We start from the raw sequence: 13,751 nt of genomic DNA on the forward strand, positions 1-13,751 counted from the left end.
TGATGGCAGCCTCTCGTCCTTTGTCTAGGTATCGGAAGCGGTTGTGCGCCAATGGTATTCACCGTTCGTCGAATCTTCGGAAAGTGGCGGTTGATCACGCCCGCTGGCCGATGTCAAGGGGTGAGTTCAGGTTCAACGTGTAAGCGGTTACCGCCTGGCGTTCGGCCCGCAGCGTTCTGTGCCGCGGGTTCGTCTCTGACACAAGACATGTGGCGTTGTCTGTCGGCAGGATGGGGTCCTGACAACAGACGAAGTGCACGACTATCGGTGCACGCTGAGGGCTTCGGTGAACCATCTGAAGGCGGGCACACCGGGGTTTACACGGTCGACTGGGGCTTGGTCCTGTAGTGCGAGTCGGGGTGGTGGTGTCGACCGTGGTGCGATCCTGGCCGCGGAGCTTTACGGTCGAGTCTTGTGAAGATCGAACGTAATCCGCGGGAAGTTCATGCGCCGGTGGCGGCGTATACGCACCAGATCGAGGTCGGGCCAGGCGGGCGGTGGCTGGTGTTGTCCGGGCAGATCGGTATGCGCGTCGACGGCTCGGTGCCGGACTCGGCGGTCGAGCAGATCGCGGTAGCGCTCGAGAACGTGCGGCACAATCTGTCGGCGGCGGGCATGAGTGTCGCGGATCTGGTGAAGGTGACCGTGTACCTGGTCGGCGAAGTCGACAACGAAGGCCGACGCGCGGCTTTTGCCGAGTTCTTCGGTTCGCATTCGCCGTGTATGACGCTGATGTACGTGAGCGGCTTGGCTTCTCCGGCGTTTCGGGTGGAGATCGATGCCATGGCCTGGTCGGGCGATGGCGACAAGGAACGGCGGTGACCTGGGCAAGTGCAAAGCGCTACATGCCGTGCCGCATCCGTTGAATAGCTGGATGCCCGCTCGTCATGGGCGATAGGCTGGGCACAGTCGAAAGGTGAGTCGATCATGTCCGGTGCTCACAGCCATACCGAGAGGATTGCGCGCGGCTGATGATCGACGATGCCGCGAACCGAACCCGCCGTCACGTGAACATGACGGTAGCGGAGGAGTTGCATGCAGTCGGCTTCGAGGATGCCGAAGAGATCGGTCGCGGCGGTTTCGGCGCAGTTTATCGCTGTCGGCAGGTGGGGTTGAATCGCACGGTTGCGGTGAAGGTCCTGACCGGGGAATTGGATGAGGAGAACCAGGCGCGGTTCGTGCGGGAGCAGCGGGCAATGGGCGGGCTGACCGGGCATCCCAATATCGCCACCGTGCTGGAGGTCGGTGTCACCAGCGCCGGGCGGCCCTATCTGGTCATGCCGTATTACCCCTTGGACTCGCTGGATGCGCTGATCCGGCGGGGCGGTCCGCTTCCGGTGGAGGACGTGCTGCGGATCGGGGCCGGGATCGCCGGGGCACTCGAGGGTGCGCATCGGGTGGGCATCGTGCATCGCGATGTGAAGCCGGGCAATATTCTGTTCACCGATTACGGCGAACCCGCCCTGACCGACTTCGGAATCGCGCGCATCCCAGGCGGGTTCGAAACGGCTGCCGACATTGTGTCGGCATCGCCGGCGTTCACCGCGCCGGAGGTGCTCGAGGGCCGCACTCCGACTCCCGCCACCGATGTCTACGGGCTCGGTGCCACCTTGTTCTGCGCGCTGACCGGGCATGCTGCCTATGAGCGGCGCAGCGGCGAGCAACTGGTGGCCCAGTTCGTGCGGATCGGTGAGGGGCCGGTGGCGGACCTGCGCGATAGCGGCTTCCCCGCCGAGGTGTGCGCCGTCGTGGAATCGTCGATGCACCGCGATCCTGAGCAGCGGCCCTCCGCAGCGGAGCTCGGCGAGGCCATCCGGCAGGTGCAGCAGCGCTGCGGCTACCCGGCAGGCGGGATGGCCCTGCGCAGCGGTCCCGCCGCCGCTCGCGACGACGAGCCGCAGAACCGTCAGCCGACCTCGTCACAGACCATAGGACGCACCGGCAACGCGCTGCCCGAGTTGACCAGCTTCGTCAACAGACACGCTGAGCTGACCGAGCTCAAGCGCCTCCTGACGGTGTCGAGGCTGGTGACGCTGGCCGGGATGGGCGGCGTGGGCAAGACCCGACTGGCGCTGCGGGCGGCCTCGGCTGCTCGACGCGATTTCGCCGATGGGGTGTGGGCGATCGATCTGGCCGACGTGCGTGATCCGTCGCTGGTTGCTCCCATCGTCGCCGCCGCGCTGGGCGTGCGGGTCGATTCGGCCCGGCCGGTCCACGACACGCTGGTCGAGTTACTGCGATCCCGTGAAACCCTGCTCGTCGTAGACAATTGCGAGCAGGTTGCCGAGTCGATGGCAAGCCTGGCCGAGACATTGTTGTCGGAGTGTCCAGGATTGCGGATCCTGGTCACCAGCCGCGAGCCGCTGGATATCGGTGGAGAAGCGGTGCGGCGACTGCCGCCGCTGAGCGTTCCTGCCGCCGACCGCAAGCCGACGCTGCGAGAGCTGCGCAAATACGATGCGGTGACGCTGTTCGCCGATCGCGCCGCGGCAGTCGTGCCCGGCTTCGCGCTGACCGATGAGAACAAGGCCGCGGTGGGCGGGATCTGTTCCCGGCTGGACGGGTTGCCACTGGCGATCGAACTCGCGGCGGCTCGGATGCGCACCATGTCGCCGGACCAGATTCTGCAGCGGCTCACCGACCGGTTCGCGCTGCTCACCCGGGGCCACCGCACCGCGCCGACACGGCAGCAGACCCTGCGGTGGTGCATCGACTGGAGCTATCAGCTGTGCACCCCGGCCGAGCAGCGGCTGTGGGCCCGGTTGTCGGTGTTCGCCGGTGGTTTCGAACTCGACGCCGTCGAGGCGGTGTGCGGTGCCGATACCGAGGCGGCAGAGCTGCTCGATGTGCTGTCCTGGCTGGTGGACAAATCGGTTGTGATCAGGGAAGAACCCCAGGGTGTGGTCCGCTTCCGGATGCTCGACACCGTACGGGACTACGGGCAGGACAAGCTGCGAGAGGCCGGTGCGGAGGAGGATCTGCAGCGTCGGCACCGGGACTGGTACCAACTGCTGGTGCTCGATGCCGAGGCCGACTGGATCAGCGACCGGCAACTCGACTGGATGTCCCGGCTCGATCGCGAGCAGGGGAACATCCGTGCAGTGCTCGAATTCTGCATGTCCGACCCGACCGAGCAGTCAGCCGAAGCGGGGCTGCGCATCACCGCCGCCTCCTTTGTGTTCTGGAGTTTCCGCGGCTTGTTCGGTGAAGGCCGCCGCTGGCTCGACCGCGCCCAGGCCCATCCCTGCGCTCGTTCGACAGCCGACCAGGTCCGGGCGCTGCACGCCAGCGTCTTCATGGCCACGCGGCAATGGGACCTCGAGACGGCAGCCACCCTGCTCGCGCAGGTGCGTGTGCTCGCCGAGCGCGATCCCACGCCCATGAATCAGGCGCTGATCGCCTATGCGGAGGGCGATCTAGCTCTCTATCTAGATGAGCCCGCGCGCGCGGTGTCGTGTATCAATGGGGCCATCGAGGTGCTGAGCTCCGACCCGCGAGGGGGTCTGCACGTTGCTGCGTTGCTGTTGCTCGGTGTGGCGTACGCGCAGCAGGGCGACACCGGACGGGCAGTCGAGTGCTATCAGCAGATCCTGTCCATCACAGAGGCGGCCGGCGAGTTGTTGTTCCGGTCGACCGCTCTCGGGATGACCGGAATCGCGGCGTGGCAGCAGGGTGAGAACTCCCGCGCACAGGATCTGCTGCGGGAATCGCTGCGGCTCAACCAGCGCGTGCGCAGCCTTCTCGTCGCGGCGCTCGATCTCGAAGTGCTGGCGTGGATCGCGGCCGGCACCGACGACCAGCGAGCCGCCGTGCTGATGGGCGCTGCGGCGAATATGATGCGGACCGCCCCCGGCGCGGCGATCTACTTCCCGCAGATGGTCGAGGCCCACCTCGACTGCGAGCGTGTCGTGCGTCGCGCACTCGGTGAAGCGCGCTTCGATGCGGCGTGGCGACGCGGCCGGGCAATGAGAATCAACGCTGCGGTCGCCTACGCGCTGAACGAAGAGCAACCGGCCGGCACGCCACCCGTCAGCCGGCCGACATTGACCAAACGTGAACGCCAGGTGGCGGACCTGGTCGCCGAAGGGCTCACCAACAAGCAGATTGCATCCCGGCTGGTGATCTCCCAGCGCACCGCAGATGCCCACGTCGCGAACATCCTGGCCAAGCTCGAGTTAACCTCTCGCACCCAGATCGCGACCTGGATCGGAGACGCGGCCAGACACGAGAGCTGATCGCGTGCCCGCTACCACCAGGGCTCGAATCGTGGTACAGCCGACCGGTCACTGTGTCGTCGAGAAGGCGACGTCTCCCCGATCGTGGCACCGGTTGCGTGCTACAGCAGTCGCGCCGGATTCCGTTCGGCTGCACCACTACCCCGGCGTAGGAAGCTGGAGTACCCCGGCATAGCCCAGGGTCAGTGTTTCTCGGTCAGGTGGGGCGCCGACCGGAGACGGCACTCGGTCGGGAGAGCCGGCCCGGTTGCTGCACCCCAACCGAACCGGTCCTGTGGCCTTCGCGCCGGGCTACCTTCAGCTGATCAGTTGACCAGCGAGGGTTCGTAGTCCCGGCATGGGCCCCTCGCCTTCTCCGGGCAGGACCTGGATGGCGACATGGTCCGCGCCGGCAGCGAAGTGGCCGGCCAATCCGGCGGCGATCGTTTCGGGCGTCCCGTGCAGGACCAGGTCGTCGATCAGCCGATCGCTGCCGTCGCCGGCGACGTCGGTCTCGTCGTAGCCCTGCCGCAGGAGGTTGTTGACGTAGTTGGAGAGTCGCAGGTAGGGATTGCTGACGAAGGCGCGGCCACGCCGGCGAGCCTCCGTGGTGTCCGTGTCGACGACCACCGTGTGCTCGGGGGCGAGCAGCGAGCCCGGGCCGAGGAGGCGGCGGGCTTGCTGGGTGTGGCCGGGCACCGTCAGATATGGGTGGGTTCCGGCGGCGCGGTCGGCGGCCAGGCGCAGCGTTCGCGGTCCGAGCGCGGCGAGGACGCGACGGTCCCGGGGATGTCCTTCGGCGTCCAGGGCGTCGAGGAACGATTCCATGTGCTGGTATGGGGAACGATAGCCGGTCACCGATTCCGGGTGGCCGATTCCGATGCCCAGCAGGAAACGACCAGGATGGCGAGCCTCCAGGCGGTCACAGGACTTGGCCAGCGCGGTCGGGTCGTTGGTCCACATGTTGACGATCGCGGTCGCCACGACGACGTGTCTGGTCGCGTCCAGGACCTGTTCGACCAAACGAAGCTCGCTCTCGTCACGCTGCCCCAGGCCGAGCCACACGGCGCCGTAGCCCAGCGCCTCGGCCTCGACCGCGTAGCCGATGCGGCTGGGATCGTCGTACACGGGGTGGAGCCAGGCTCCATACCTACCGAGTGTGATCATTGTGCTGTCTCCTCTCTCAGTGCTCGATGACCGGGTTCGCCAATGCGCCCGCCCCGCAACGTGAATCGGAATTGCAGATCGACGACGCCACCGGGGAGGTCACCGTCGAGGCGGTGTACTGGTGTTCAGCACTCAGGTTGGGGTCTCCCGTTAGGGGAGGGTCGAGCCGACCGTTCCGGGAGGGTCCCCTCGTTGCCGGTCTGACCATCGGACCTGAAGATCGGCCAGCCGACTTCGATGACGAGGTCTTCTTCCCGGGACACTTCGAGCGGGTTGCGCAGGTAGTACTCGCGCAGTGCCCCTTCGATGCCGATCTCGTGCCGCGCTGCGTAGGTGCCGAGATCGCCGTAGGTCAGGTCGATGGTGTCCAGCGGGCCGTGGTGCGTGGCGATCACGAGTTCGGCGCCGGGCACGACGAGCGACTCGACCCGGCCGACCGGACGTGCGACCTCGTCGACCGGAACGAACAGCGTTGCTTCGCCATGCTCGTTCAGGTACAACTCGCTGGTGAACACGCCTCCGCTCGGTCCACTGGGGTGCAGTTTCTGGGCCGTGGCAAGGCCGTAGAGCTCGCCCAGCGCGCCGTGCCACCAGCTCAGTACGTCCTCGCGGTCGACGATCTCGCGAATGCCGATCGCGGGCTGGGCGGCGACGGTACGGTGCTCGATATCCGACCCGCTCGCCGGCCGGTTCAACAGGTCGCGTAGTGCTTCGACCGCACTCTGCGTCAGGGATAGCTGGTGCTCCAGCCGGGCGAGGTGCGCGGTGATCAACTGGTTGCGCGCGGCGGCGTCCTGGGTGGCCAAGACGGCTTTCACGTCGGGTATCGGCATGTCGAGATTGCGCAGTCGGACGATCACCTGTGCGGTCGGGACCTGGTCGAGCGAGTAGTAGCGGTACCCGGTGTCGTGGCCGATGTGCATCGGCGCGAGCAACCCCACGTCGTGGTAATGGCGCAGCGTCTTGACGCTGAGGTGGGTCACCCGGGAGAACTCGCCGATCGTCAGGCCCTCGCGCATGGTCCCAGTATCAACTCTCCCGTTACGGGAGGGTCCAGTGCACCGCCGGGGGTTGACACTCCGGTGACCGGATGGTCGAGCGTGGTACTCACGCCCCGCAGTCCACGTAACGGACGCCGCGAACACCACGAAGGGAGCATCCGATGAGCACGACTGTGGTGACCGAGTTCTTCGCCCGGCCAGGCCGCGGCGATGACGTGGCGAAACTCCTCCTGGAGATCCTCCGGGTGAGTCTCGAGCACGCAGGATGCGAGGACATTCGTATCCTGCGCGACGAGGATGACGTCGACCATGTCGCTGGGCTGACCCGGTGGACCGAGCGGCACAACTACACCGACTACCTCGACTGGCGTACCGAGCATGGCTTCACCGCCACCTTCGAAGCGATGTTGACCCAGCCGCTGGTCATCCATTACTACGACGAGGTCTTCCAGGGCGAGGGGATCGCGCTACGCAACCGCTGAACGCGCGACCCGAGGCCACGCACGACCTGATGACCGAGGTCGGCCGCCCATCATCCGTGCCAATGGCCAAACGCCGTCGCTCGGCCGAACGGCCAACCCGAGAATAAAGGAGTTCGCTACCAATGAGCAGTCACGTGATAACCGCACTGCCCGCTGTCATCGCCGAGCACATCGCGGCGGTCAACGCCTTCGACACTGAGCGAATTGTCGCCACCTTCACCCCGGACGCCTACGTGAACGACAACAGCCGTGAGATCTGGGGCGTCGAGGCCATCCGCAAGTTCCTGGCCAAGGAGTTCGTCGGCGACCACGTCACCATGGAGGTCCGAGAGGTCATCGACCACTACGGCGACATCGTCGTCCGGGCGAAGTACGACGGCGACTACGACAAGACCAACCTGCCCGACGAGCTGATCATGTCGAGCTACTTCGCACTCCGAGACGGGAAAATCGTAAGCCTGGCCATTATCTTCAATCAGCACTCACCATACTGACCTGATAACGGACTATCGGTCGACGAAATTGCCCTACCCACTCGAGGGTGGACGCGTATTGCCAAACAGCCGCGGACCTGAGTGTCGAGAAATTCTCATATACAACGCACATTCGCGAACAAACGATAGAAGTCGATGCGACTCGAGTCCCACGCACACAACAACCAATAGGAGGGAGCGATATGACCGAGATCCGTCCATTCCGCGTCGAGATCAGCGACGCGGTGATCGATGACCTCCGCGAGCGGCTGGCGCGGACGCGCTGGCCAGAAAGGGAGCCCGTCGACGACTGGTCGATGGGAATTCCACAAGCCTACGTGCAGGACCTCGCGGGGTACTGGTCGGAGTCCTACGAGATGCGGCGTGTCGCCGATCGCCTGAACCGCTACGAACAGTTCACCACGACGATCGACGGAGTCGACATCCACTTCCTGCACGTCCGCTCGCCTATCGACGGGGCGACGCCGTGCATCATGACGCATGGCTGGCCGGGGTCGGTGATGGAATTCGTCAAGGTGATCGATCCGCTCGTGGATCCGGTCAGTCACGGCGGGAAGGCGTCCGACGCTCTTGATCTGGTGATTCCGTCGCTCCCGGGCTACGGGTGGAGCGGCAAGCCGACGGTGACCGGCTGGAATGTCGAGAAGATCGCGCAGGCGTGGATCGAGCTGATGGACCGGCTCGGCTATGAGCGCTGGATAGCTCAGGGCGGCGACTGGGGAGCGCAGGTCAGTTCGACGATCGGGCGGCTGGCCGATCCCGCGAAGCTGATCGGGATCCACGTCAACTGGGCGCTCGCCGATCCGGCGAAGCTCACGGAGTTCGGCGGGCCGACCGAAGAGGAGCAGCGCTACCTCGCGCGCATCGAGAATTCCAGCAAGGCCGAGGTCGGATACGCGATCGAGCAGGGGACCAAGCCGCAGACGCTCGGATACGGCCTGACCGATTCGCCGGTCGGCCAGCTCGCCTGGATCGTCGAGAAATTCAAAACGTGGTCGGACTGCGGCGATGATATAGAGAACTCTTTTACGAAGGACGAGTTGCTGGATAACGTGATGGTCTACTGGACGTGTGCTGCGGCGGCCTCATCGGCGCGCCTGTACTGGGATTCGCTTGCGTCGAGTTTGGGGAGCTTCGACGAGGTGCCCGCGCCGTCCGCGTACTCTCTCTTTCCCGCGGACAACGTCGCGCTGTCCGAGCGCTGGGCACGGACTCGCTATACCGATCTGCGCTACTACGGCACGCCGGTGCGGGGTGGCCATTTCGCTGCCTACGAGGTTCCTGCCGAGTTCATCGCCGAGGTGCGCGCAGGGCTGGCTGCTCTCGTGCCAGGGTCGATTCGCGTGTGACGTTTCCCGGGACCGTATCCCACGAGAAGGGCATGACCATGGAGATTTACCACTCCAGGGCAGCGGAGGTACCCGCAGTCGCAATGCCGGAGTACTTCACCGGCAGCGGCAAGCTCGAACTGATGGGACGCTCGACGTCGCGAGCGCCGACAGCGTGATCATGTTGACGCTTGACGCGGACGCGCACACCCACTGGCACGCGCACGAGGGGGGCCAGGTGCTTGTGGTCACCGCCGGGACGGGCGTTGTCGCGAAGTACGGCGAGGACCCGATCCAAGTCGCCCCCGGCGACGTCATCGTCACAGGGCCCGGCGAGGTTCATTGGCATGGCGCCAGCCCGAACGCGCCGTTCTCAACCCTCGCGGTCGACCGCGGCACGACGACATGGCACGGTCCGGTCGAGGCACGATGAGCGACTCGAGGTACCGATAACCAAGGTTCCGATCCACTGACCAACACGTTGGTCCAAGCCTCGTGCATCGTCCCTTGCCACCGAAGTCGAACAATGTGGAATGACAACGAGCGCAACCGTTTTGGAAGAGCCTCGAGCGCGGCCGTGATCCAGACACCACTCCGCTGACATTCTTACAAGACATGTGCCGTTGTCTGTCGGCAGGATGGGGTCCTGACAACAGACGAGACGTGAGGCACATCTATGCGGGTTCTTATTTCCGGCGCCAGTATTGCGGGGCCGGTGCTGGCGTATTGGCTTACCAGGCATGGCTTTTCGGTGACGGTTGTCGAGCGGGCTCCGGGGGCGCGCAAGACCGGGGGGCATGCGGTGGATCTGTTCCGGCCGGCGATGGACATCTCGGAGAAGATGGGTGTGCTTTCGCTCATCGAGGCGAGAGTTACCGGGACGACCCGGATGGCGCTGGTGCCGGAGGGGGAACAACGGGCGACCCGGGTGGATCTGGCCAAGGTGTTCGGTGCTGCCTCGGATCGGCATGCGGAGATCATGCGGGACGAGCTGAGTGAGATCTATTACGAGGCCGGGTGCGAGGACATCGAGTACCTGTTCGGTGACTCGATCACCGCGATCTCGCCGGACGGCGAGGTGGAGTTCGAGACGGGCGCGCCGCGGCGCTTCGATCTGATCGTCGGTGCGGATGGGTTGCACTCCACTGTGCGTCGGCTCGTCTTCGGTGACGAGTCGCGATTCAGCGCCTCCACCGGGGCTTATCTCGCGGTGCTCTCGCTGCCCGAAACCCATGGCGCCGATGGGGAACTCCGCATTCACGTCGGTGTCGGTCGTACCGCGGGGATGTACAGTGCGCGGCACCTCGGCGAGAGCCGGGCGTTGTTCCTGTTTCGCAGTCCGGGCGAACTCGATTACCACTACCGCGATGTAGCTCGGCAGAAGGAGCTGCTGCGGGCCGCCTTCAGGGGTTTCGATCCGGAGGTGGGGCGGTGGCTAGCCGCGCTCGACGACGCTCCGGCCTTCTATTTCGACTCGATCACCCAGGTGCGCATGGATACCTGGTCGCGGGGGAGGGTGACGCTCGTCGGTGACGCGGGCTACTGTCCCGGTCCGGCCGTTGGCGGCAGCACGAGTTTGGCTGTTGTCGGCGCGTATGTCCTGGCGGGCGAGCTCGCGCGGGCGGGCGGTGACCCCGGCATCGCCTTTCCCGCCTACGAGCGCGCGATGGCAGGGCATGTGCGGGACGGGCGTGCGGTGGCGATGAGCGCGGCGAAAACCCTGATCCCGACGTCCCGGCTCGGTGTGCGGGGGCTGGTCCTGGGCACTCGGCTGCTCTCCGTACTACCCCCGGGCCCGAGCCGCGCCTTCCTCCGGCTCGCCACCAAAAGCGCACGCGTCTACAACTCGATGACCGTCGAGGATTATCCGATCGCGCCGGGACGTTAGGGTTCGGCTGGATACCTGCCGCCGCCATCACCGTCGAGCTGGTGTGGCCGATGCCGACTGGCGGGGAGGGTAATTCGGCGTGCGACGAGTCGGCGCTGGGCGCGGACGACTGCAGCGTCACCCCGGAAGCACACCGGACATTTATTCAAGACCCGAGCGGCCCTCGCCCGCGAAGGTGGTGGTGTCACGGATCGACCGAAGGAGGACCCATGAACAACACCACCGTCGTAGCGCCGGGTCGGCGGCGACGCATCGGGCTGATGATCGCCGCGATGTCGGCCGCGCTGTTCGCGACAACGACCCCGGGCGCCGCCGCCGCTCCGCAGGACCAGGGGCAGATGGTGCATCTTCCCGGCGGCGACATCCACGTCGTCGCCAGCGGGGCTCCCAGCGCGGATGCCGTCGTGCTGTTGCACGGACTGGCTGGATCGACCGCATGGTGGGACCAGGTGATGCCCGCCCTGCAGGATCGGTACGTGGTGCGGATAGACCTGCTCGGGCACGGTGAATCGGCCAAGCCGGACAGCGGTTACAGCATGGAGGAGCAGGCCAGACGGGTCGGCGAGGTGCTCGACCGGCTCGGCGTGCGGCACGCCGTCGTCGTCGGGCATTCGACCGGTGGCTATGTGGCGACCTCGCTGGCCGAACAGCGCCGCGATCTGGTGTCGGCGCTCGAGCTCATCGATACCGGCGCGCGGCTGGACGCGTACACCGACAGCAGCCCGGTCAGCGGGCTGTTCTTCAACCCTGCGATCGGGCAGCCGCTGTGGCCGCTGCTGCCGGACGCCGCCATTCGGTACCTGTTGAGCAGTGCCTTCACCCGCAATGTGCCGATTCCCGGACAACTCGTCGCCGACGTCCGGGGAATGACGTACCGCGGCCTCACCGCCACGTCGAACGCGTCGGATGCGTATCTGCGGGCCGAGACCGAACCGGATCGCCTAGTGGCCCTGCACCTGCCGACCATGGTGATCTACGGCTCCGAGGACAAGCGCTGGCTGCCGGCGTCCTACCGGGATTACGGCCGGGTCCCGGGGGTTCGGATCGTGTCCCTGGACTGCGGGCACACCCCGATGATCGAGGATCCGGGCCCGACCGGCGTCCTCATCCACGACTTCGCCGAGCACCACTGATACGGTCCCGGAAAGAATTTTCCGGGACGTGTCGATCCGCCGTGTTCGCCATTCGACCTTGTTGGTGAGAGGGTCGGATGGCGACCCGGAACAGGAGAGGACACATCGTGAAGTACATGCTGATCTGGCGGGCTACCGACGAGGGCAACGCGGCGATGGCCGGGGCGGACTTCGACAAGGTGCTGGAGACCGTCGGGCGGTACAACGACGAGCTGATCCGGGCCGGGGTGCTGGTCGCGGCGGAGGGGCTGGCCGGGCCCGACGAGGGCGTGGTGGTGGACTATTCGTCGGAGCCGCCGGTCGTCACCGATGGGCCGTACGGGGAGACCAAGGAGCTCTTCGGTGGTTTCTACATCCTGAATGTCGCCTCCAAGGAGGAGGCGATCGAATGGGCCAGGCGCGCACCGTCTTTCGGGACGGGCTTCAAGACCGAAATTCGGCGGGTCACCTCGATCGACGAATTCCCGCAGGACAACGAGTGGATTCGCAAGGAGCGGGCGTGGCGCGAAGCGACCGGGCAACTGTGAGTCGCCCGGCGCGATGACCGATTCCACCCGCCGGGAGGACGTCGCCGCGGTGTGGCGGATCGAGTCCGCGCGGATCGTCGGCGCGCTCGTCCGCTACACCGGCGATTTCGCATTGGCCGAGGACCTGGCGCAGGAGGCATTCGCCGAGGCGCTGGTGAACTGGCCGCGCGACGGGGTGCCGCGCAATCCGGCCGGGTGGCTGCTCACCGTCGGGCGGCGGCGGGCCATCGACGGGTTCCGTCGCCGCGCCGCGCTGGACGACCGCTACTCCGCCCTCGCCCGCGAACTGGGCGAGGGCGGGGTCGCCGCCGGTGGCCCGCCCGTGGAATCCCCTGATGCGCCATGGGATCCCGATCAGATCGACGACGATGTGCTCGCGTTGCTGTTCATCGCCTGTCACCCGTTGCTGCCGCCCGAGGGCCGGATCGCGCTGACGCTGCGGGTGGTCGGCGGCCTGACCAGCGACGAGATCGCCAAGGCGTTCCTCACACCCACGGCCACCGTGCAGGCCCGGATCACGCGAGCGAAGAAAACCCTTGGCGCGGCACGCATTCCGTTCTCGGTACCGTCCGCGCAGGAACGCGGGGAGCGCCTCGGCTCGGTGCTGAGCGTGATCTACGTGATCTTCACGGAAGGATCGTCGGCGACCTCGGGGCGGAACCTGATTCGATTCGACCTGGCCGGCGAGGCGGTCCGGCTGGCGCGGGTGCTGGCCCGGCTGATGCCCGCCGAACCCGAGGTGCACGGGCTGCTGGCGCTGCTCGAACTGACCGCGGCACGCTTCCCGGCCCGTACCGACTCCGCGGGCCGGCCGATTCTGCTGGAACACCAGGATCGTTCCCGCTGGGACCGCGCGGCGATCCGTCGCGGACGCGCGGCCCTGGATCGGGCCGCGAAGGTCGGCCGCGGTCTGGGCGCCTACGGATTGCAGGCCGCGATCGCCGAATGCCATTCCGTCGCAACGTCCGTCGACACCACGGACTGGGACCGCGTCGTGCTCCTCTACGAAGCCCTGGGCCGCCTGGCCCCCTCGCCCGTGGTCGATCTCAACCGAGCGGTCGCGGTGGCCTTCGCCGAGGGCCCCGCTGCGGCGCTCCGCGTCGTCGACGAGATCGAAACCGCACCGGCCCTGGCGAATTCGCATCTGCTGCCCAGCGTTCGCGGCGAGCTGCTCACGCGCCTGGGTCGTATCGACGAAGCGCGCGCTCAACTCGAACTCGCCCTCGCACGCTGCGGCAGCGAACCCGAACGAGCCCTGCTGACAGGAAAACTCGCGGAACTCGAGTAAGGCAGTCGTCCGCCGACTGCTGGCCGATCTGGGCTGGGCCGACGCGTGGAGCGAAGACCTCGGCGACGTCACGACCGCGCGCGGCACCGAATCGCTGATGCCGCGGGTGCCTTCGATCATCCGCAATCGCGGGATGAAGCCCTTCGCGCTGACCATCGCCAGTGCCTGAAGAGCGCGATGAACCGGGCGAACCCATGAAGGTCGTCATTGACGGGGCGCGCTCGTGAGC

The 13,751-nt window shown here is 66.4% G+C and carries 13 protein-coding genes; 11 read left to right on the forward strand and 2 right to left on the reverse strand.

What is annotated here, in order from left to right; genetic code table 11:
• The first annotated feature begins 414 nt into the window (after positions 1 to 414).
• Both KO481_RS17140 and KO481_RS17145 read left to right on the forward strand, forming a co-directional pair.
• Positions 415 to 822, forward strand: coding sequence for a RidA family protein (locus KO481_RS17140; protein ID WP_215918159.1), 408 nt, complete (start codon positions 415 to 417; stop codon positions 820 to 822).
• Between the two features lie 149 nt (positions 823 to 971).
• Complete coding sequence (locus KO481_RS17145) at positions 972 to 4,235, forward strand: protein kinase domain-containing protein (protein ID WP_215918160.1); 3,264 nt, start codon at positions 972 to 974, stop codon at positions 4,233 to 4,235.
• A gap of 297 nt (positions 4,236 to 4,532) precedes the next feature.
• Here KO481_RS17145 and KO481_RS17150 read toward each other — a convergent pair whose 3' ends face one another.
• Both KO481_RS17150 and KO481_RS17155 read right to left on the reverse strand, forming a co-directional pair.
• On the reverse strand, positions 4,533 to 5,381 hold the full coding sequence (locus tag KO481_RS17150) for an LLM class F420-dependent oxidoreductase (RefSeq protein ID WP_215918161.1): 849 nt from the start codon (positions 5,379 to 5,381) through the stop codon (positions 4,533 to 4,535).
• Positions 5,382 to 5,506: 125 nt separating this feature from the next.
• Positions 5,507 to 6,400 carry a MerR family transcriptional regulator gene (locus KO481_RS17155; protein WP_215918162.1) on the reverse strand — a complete coding sequence of 298 codons (894 nt, stop codon included), beginning with the start codon at positions 6,398 to 6,400 and terminating at the stop codon, positions 5,507 to 5,509.
• 143 nt (positions 6,401 to 6,543) lie between these two features.
• On the opposite strand from KO481_RS17155, the gene KO481_RS17160 reads away from it, so the two are divergent.
• From KO481_RS17160 to KO481_RS17195, 9 genes are all read left to right on the forward strand, one after another.
• On the forward strand, positions 6,544 to 6,864 hold the full coding sequence (locus KO481_RS17160) for a putative quinol monooxygenase (RefSeq protein ID WP_215918163.1): 321 nt from the start codon (positions 6,544 to 6,546) through the stop codon (positions 6,862 to 6,864).
• Positions 6,865 to 6,986: 122 nt separating this feature from the next.
• Positions 6,987 to 7,358 (forward strand): nuclear transport factor 2 family protein, encoded by a 372-nt coding sequence (locus KO481_RS17165; protein WP_215918164.1) that lies wholly within the window; start codon positions 6,987 to 6,989, stop codon positions 7,356 to 7,358.
• Positions 7,359 to 7,540: 182 nt separating this feature from the next.
• Positions 7,541 to 8,707 carry an epoxide hydrolase family protein gene (locus tag KO481_RS17170; RefSeq protein WP_215918165.1) on the forward strand — a complete coding sequence of 389 codons (1,167 nt, stop codon included), beginning with the start codon at positions 7,541 to 7,543 and terminating at the stop codon, positions 8,705 to 8,707.
• Positions 8,708 to 8,739: 32 nt separating this feature from the next.
• Positions 8,740 to 8,865, forward strand: coding sequence for a hypothetical protein (locus KO481_RS43955; protein WP_281066112.1), 126 nt, complete (start codon positions 8,740 to 8,742; stop codon positions 8,863 to 8,865).
• 2 nt (positions 8,866 to 8,867) lie between these two features.
• Entirely contained in the window at positions 8,868 to 9,119 is a 252-nt protein-coding gene (locus tag KO481_RS17175) for a cupin domain-containing protein (RefSeq protein WP_215918166.1), read from the forward strand.
• A gap of 243 nt (positions 9,120 to 9,362) precedes the next feature.
• On the forward strand, positions 9,363 to 10,574 hold the full coding sequence (locus tag KO481_RS17180) for an FAD-dependent monooxygenase (RefSeq protein ID WP_215918167.1): 1,212 nt from the start codon (positions 9,363 to 9,365) through the stop codon (positions 10,572 to 10,574).
• 209 nt (positions 10,575 to 10,783) lie between these two features.
• Entirely contained in the window at positions 10,784 to 11,707 is a 924-nt protein-coding gene (locus KO481_RS17185; protein WP_245401050.1) for an alpha/beta fold hydrolase, read from the forward strand.
• Positions 11,708 to 11,814: 107 nt separating this feature from the next.
• Positions 11,815 to 12,234, forward strand: coding sequence for a YciI family protein (locus KO481_RS17190; RefSeq protein WP_215918168.1), 420 nt, complete (start codon positions 11,815 to 11,817; stop codon positions 12,232 to 12,234).
• Between the two features lie 13 nt (positions 12,235 to 12,247).
• A complete protein-coding gene (locus KO481_RS17195) occupies positions 12,248 to 13,522 on the forward strand; it encodes an RNA polymerase sigma factor (RefSeq protein WP_215918169.1) in 1,275 nt (424 codons plus the stop codon).
• Positions 13,523 to 13,751: the final 229 nt, after the last annotated feature.

The organism is Nocardia albiluteola (genome assembly GCF_018860155.1).
Taxonomy (GTDB): domain Bacteria; phylum Actinomycetota; class Actinomycetes; order Mycobacteriales; family Mycobacteriaceae; genus Nocardia; species Nocardia albiluteola.

Bases quoted from the DNA above. Each gene is read 5' to 3' on its own strand.
- KO481_RS17145 (WP_215918160.1), top strand. From the start codon at position 972: ATGATCGACGATGCCGCGAACCGAACCCGCCGTCACGTGAACATGACG.
- KO481_RS17150 (WP_215918161.1), bottom strand. From the start codon at position 5,381: ATGATCACACTCGGTAGGTATGGAGCCTGGCTCCACCCCGTGTACGAC.
- KO481_RS17155 (WP_215918162.1), bottom strand. From the start codon at position 6,400: ATGCGCGAGGGCCTGACGATCGGCGAGTTCTCCCGGGTGACCCACCTC.
- KO481_RS17160 (WP_215918163.1), top strand. From the start codon at position 6,544: ATGAGCACGACTGTGGTGACCGAGTTCTTCGCCCGGCCAGGCCGCGGC.
- KO481_RS17165 (WP_215918164.1), top strand. From the start codon at position 6,987: ATGAGCAGTCACGTGATAACCGCACTGCCCGCTGTCATCGCCGAGCAC.
- KO481_RS17170 (WP_215918165.1), top strand. From the start codon at position 7,541: ATGACCGAGATCCGTCCATTCCGCGTCGAGATCAGCGACGCGGTGATC.
- KO481_RS43955 (WP_281066112.1), top strand. From the start codon at position 8,740: ATGACCATGGAGATTTACCACTCCAGGGCAGCGGAGGTACCCGCAGTC.
- KO481_RS17175 (WP_215918166.1), top strand. From the start codon at position 8,868: ATGTTGACGCTTGACGCGGACGCGCACACCCACTGGCACGCGCACGAG.
- KO481_RS17180 (WP_215918167.1), top strand. From the start codon at position 9,363: ATGCGGGTTCTTATTTCCGGCGCCAGTATTGCGGGGCCGGTGCTGGCG.
- KO481_RS17185 (WP_245401050.1), top strand. From the start codon at position 10,784: ATGAACAACACCACCGTCGTAGCGCCGGGTCGGCGGCGACGCATCGGG.
- KO481_RS17195 (WP_215918169.1), top strand. From the start codon at position 12,248: ATGACCGATTCCACCCGCCGGGAGGACGTCGCCGCGGTGTGGCGGATC.